We start from the raw sequence: 1,146 nt of genomic DNA on the forward strand, positions 1-1,146 counted from the left end.
GCCTCGGCCCGCGCGCCGTGGGCGGAGGCGATCGAGCGGACGATGGCCAGGCCCAGGCCGCTGCCGGGCCGCGCGGTGCGCAACCGGGCGTCGCCGCCCCGGTGGAAGGGCTCGAACAGGCTCTCGGGGTCGGTGACGTTCCCGCCCGTGTTGGCCACCCTCAGCACGGTGCGACCGGCCGCCGTGCGCACCCGCGCCTCGACCCACCCGCCCGGGACGTTGTAGCGGACCGCGTTGTCCACCAGGTTGCGCACGAGGTGCTCCAGCAGGACCGGATCCCCCTCCACCTCCGCGGCCGCGAGGTCGGTCCGCAGGTCGACCCCGGCCTCCCGCGCGTCGCGTTCGAGCAGCGCCGATGCGTTCTCCGCCGCCCCGGCCAGGTCCACGGGCTCGGTGCGGGCGAGGCCGCGGTCGGAGCGGGCGAGCAGGAGCAGCCCCGCGATGAGGAGTTCGCTGCGGTCCACCGAGTCCAGCACGCGGGTGAACGCGGGCCTGAGGTCCTCGGGGACCCGGCCCTGCGACAGCGGTACCTCCACGGCGGCCTTCTGGACCGCCAGCGGGGTGCGCAGCTCGTGTGAGGCGTTGGCGACGAACCGCCGCTGCGCGTCGAAGGCCCGCTCCAGCCGGGAGAGCATCCCGTCGAAGGTGTCGCCGAGCTCCCGGAACTCGTCGTCGGGACCGGTCAGCGCCAGCCTGCTGTGCAGGTCGCGCTCGGAGATGCGGCGGGCCGTCTCGGTGACCGCGTGCAGCCTGCGCATCGGCCTGCCCGCGATCAGCCACCCGGCCAGGGCCGCCAGGGCGGCGACGGCCACCAGCACGGCGACCGACGTGGTCAGCAGGTCGGAGAGCACACCGTCCTGGTAGTCGACCAGCGGACTCGTCGGCCCGGACGCCCTCTCCACCTCATCGAACGGCCCCGCCGACTCCACGAGCTCGGCGGGCCCGACGGCGATGGAGGGCTCCCCTCCGTCCCCCGAGGCGACGATGGTCGCGGCCAGGTCGACGCCCCGGGCCTCCAGACTGGCGGAGACCATCGCGTAGTTGGCCCCGAGCAGCACCGCCCCGCCCGCGGCGAAGACGGCGGTGTAGACCAGGGTCAGCCTGGCGCGCAGGGTGAGCCCGGCCCTGGCCCCGCCGCCCCTCCCC

General features: G+C 75.7%; 1 protein-coding gene. It reads right to left on the bottom strand.

Annotated features, from left to right (window positions below; all coding sequences use genetic code 11):
* Positions 1-1,146: HAMP domain-containing sensor histidine kinase (locus DQW06_RS21270; RefSeq protein WP_117199167.1), on the bottom strand; the 1,146-nt coding region annotated here is incomplete at both ends.

The organism is Nocardiopsis sp. TNDT3, from assembly GCF_003427465.1.
Classification (GTDB): domain Bacteria; phylum Actinomycetota; class Actinomycetes; order Streptosporangiales; family Streptosporangiaceae; genus Nocardiopsis; species Nocardiopsis dassonvillei.